This is a genomic window from Falsiroseomonas oryzae (assembly GCF_027856955.1).
Lineage (GTDB): Bacteria > Pseudomonadota > Alphaproteobacteria > Acetobacterales > Acetobacteraceae > Falsiroseomonas > Falsiroseomonas oryzae.
The window spans coordinates 1-2,032 of sequence record NZ_JAPSMD010000677.1 but is presented as its reverse complement, the minus strand read 5'-3'; the positions used below and the strand labels follow the sequence as shown (position 1 = coordinate 2,032).

Sequence of the window (2,032 nt, the reverse complement as noted above, 5' to 3'; positions counted from 1 at the left end):
GCCCGGCGGGGACGGCCCGGCGGCGGCCGCCGCCGTCGCGGTGCCCGCGTTGTTGGCCGTGCAGGAGGAACGCGCCGCGCCGCGCCGCGAGTCGGCCGATGCGGCGCGACGCGCCGATGCGGCTCTCGTGGAATTGACGGGTCTGCAGCTCGACCTGCTGCGCGGCAGGGTGGGGCAGGACCGCCTGCTGCGACTGGCCCGGATGGCCGAGACGACGGCGGACGACGCCGACCCGGCGTTGCGCAGCATCCTGGCCGAGGTCGCCCTGCGGGTGAGGGTGGAGCTTGCACGGCAGCGCGCTGCGGCGCGTGGCGCGACCGCGTCAGCAATATGAAAAGGCGCGCAGATCAGGAACTTGCCGTGAAGCAGGGGCTTGTGTCCGCCCTACTCTCGCCACTATGGTCCGCCCGCCTTCGCCGGCCCGGCGCCGGGCCAATGGCCGGAGGGGGTTGGGGAAGATCGTGCCATGCTCGTGACCTTGCCGCCGGACTACCGACCGTCGTCCGACGAAGAGTTCATGAACCCATTGCAGCTCGAATATTTCCGCCAGAAGCTTCTGCGATGGCGCGGCGACTTGCTGCGGGAGGCGGGCGAGACTCTGCACAGCCTGGGCGAGGGCGGCATCGCCGAGGCGGACCTCACGGACCGGGCCAGCGTCGAAACCGACCGCGCTCTGGAACTCCGCACCCGGGACCGGGCGCGCAAGCTGATCTCCAAGATCGACCAGGCGCTCGAGCGGGTCGAGAACGGCACCTACGGCTACTGCGAGGAGACCGGCGAGCCGATCGGCCTGCGTCGCCTCGAGGCGCGCCCGATCGCGACCCTGTCGATCGAGGCGCAGGAGCGCCACGAGCGCATGGAGCGCGTTCACCGCGACGATTGATTGACCGCGGCGGCGGGCCGCGGGTATAGGAATATTGTCAAAGAACCCGGCTGTCCAGGTCCTTGCCAGGTGGCAGGCACGCGGTCGCGGCCATGGTCCCATGCCACATGGCGCGGGCCGGGGAATTTGTCCGAAGCAGGCAACGGCGCGCGCCCGCGCAAAGTGCCAAAGCGGCAAAGCCGCACGCCGCGCGCGTCGCTCACCCCGTCAGGTCGGGCGGTGGGTCGTCCAGTTCCTTCGGTGGCTGCGCCAAGGGATCGCGTCGCAGCAGCCCGGCATCGTTCTCCGCCACGCGCCCGACGCGGTTGTCCACCGGCCAGATCGCCAGCTCCTCCTCCCCGCAGGGCACCAGCAGCTCGACCAGGTCCGCCGGCTCCGCCGGTTCCGCGCCCAGCCAGGCGTCCCAGGTCTCCGGTGGCAGGATCACGGGCATGCGGTGGTGCACCAGCGCCTGCTTCGGATTCGCATCGGTGGTGATGACCGTGAAGGTGCGCAGCCACTCGCCTTCGGGCGACTTCCAGCCCTCCCACAGGCCGGCGACCGCCATCGGCTCGCCGCTGGCCAGCGCCACCGCATAGGCCTGCCGCCCGCCGGCCTCGTCCTTCCGCCATTCGTAGAAGCCATCCATCGGCACCAGGCAGCGCCGCTTGTGGAAGGCGTCGCGGAAGGAGGGCTTCTCCGCCACGGTGTCGCCGCGCGCATTCATCAGCTTCGCCGCGTCCTTCGTGTCCTTCGCCCAACGCGGAACCAGCCCCCAGCGCAGCGCATCCAGATGCCGCTCCCCGCTTTCCGGGTGGCGCCGGACCACCAGCGAGGCCTGGGTCGGCGCGACGTTCCACGAGGCCGGGTGGTTCGGCGTCGGGTTCACCGTCTCGAAGTAGCGCGCGAGACCCGCCGGGTCGCGCTGCAGGAAGAAGCGGCCGCACATGCCGGGGGATATGGCCGCAGAGCGGCGTGCTGGCCAGGGCAGAGGCTTCCAGCGGTGCGTCGCTTCGCGCCACCATGCGCGGCATGAGGGTCGCATCGTTCCGCCGGCGCGGCATGCCGGTCATCCTTGCCGGGCTGCTGCTCGCGGCCGCGGCGGCCGAGGCCTCGCCATGCCCGGCCCTGCTGGCCCCGGCGCCGCCGCCGCCGGCGGCGGTCGGCGTC

The 2,032-nt window shown here is 72.0% G+C and carries 3 protein-coding genes; 2 read left to right on the top strand and 1 reads right to left on the bottom strand.

Translation table 11 applies throughout. The annotated features are described in order from the left end of the window. Both OZN99_RS30500 and dksA read left to right on the top strand, forming a co-directional pair. The coding region (locus OZN99_RS30500; RefSeq protein ID WP_270938963.1) for a flagellar assembly protein FliX at nucleotides 1-334 on the top strand (334 nt) is incomplete at its 5' end. Nucleotides 335-466: 132 nt separating this feature from the next. Then, a complete protein-coding gene (gene dksA / locus OZN99_RS30495; protein ID WP_270938962.1) occupies nucleotides 467-883 on the top strand; it encodes an RNA polymerase-binding protein DksA in 417 nt (138 codons plus the stop codon). A 199-nt stretch (nucleotides 884-1,082) separates the two neighbouring features. Here the strand turns inward: dksA and OZN99_RS30490 are convergent, their stop codons facing one another. After that, nucleotides 1,083-1,811 carry an SOS response-associated peptidase gene (locus tag OZN99_RS30490; RefSeq protein ID WP_270938961.1) on the bottom strand — a complete coding sequence of 243 codons (729 nt, stop codon included), beginning with the start codon at nucleotides 1,809-1,811 and terminating at the stop codon, nucleotides 1,083-1,085. Between the last annotated feature and the right edge of the window lie 221 nt (nucleotides 1,812-2,032).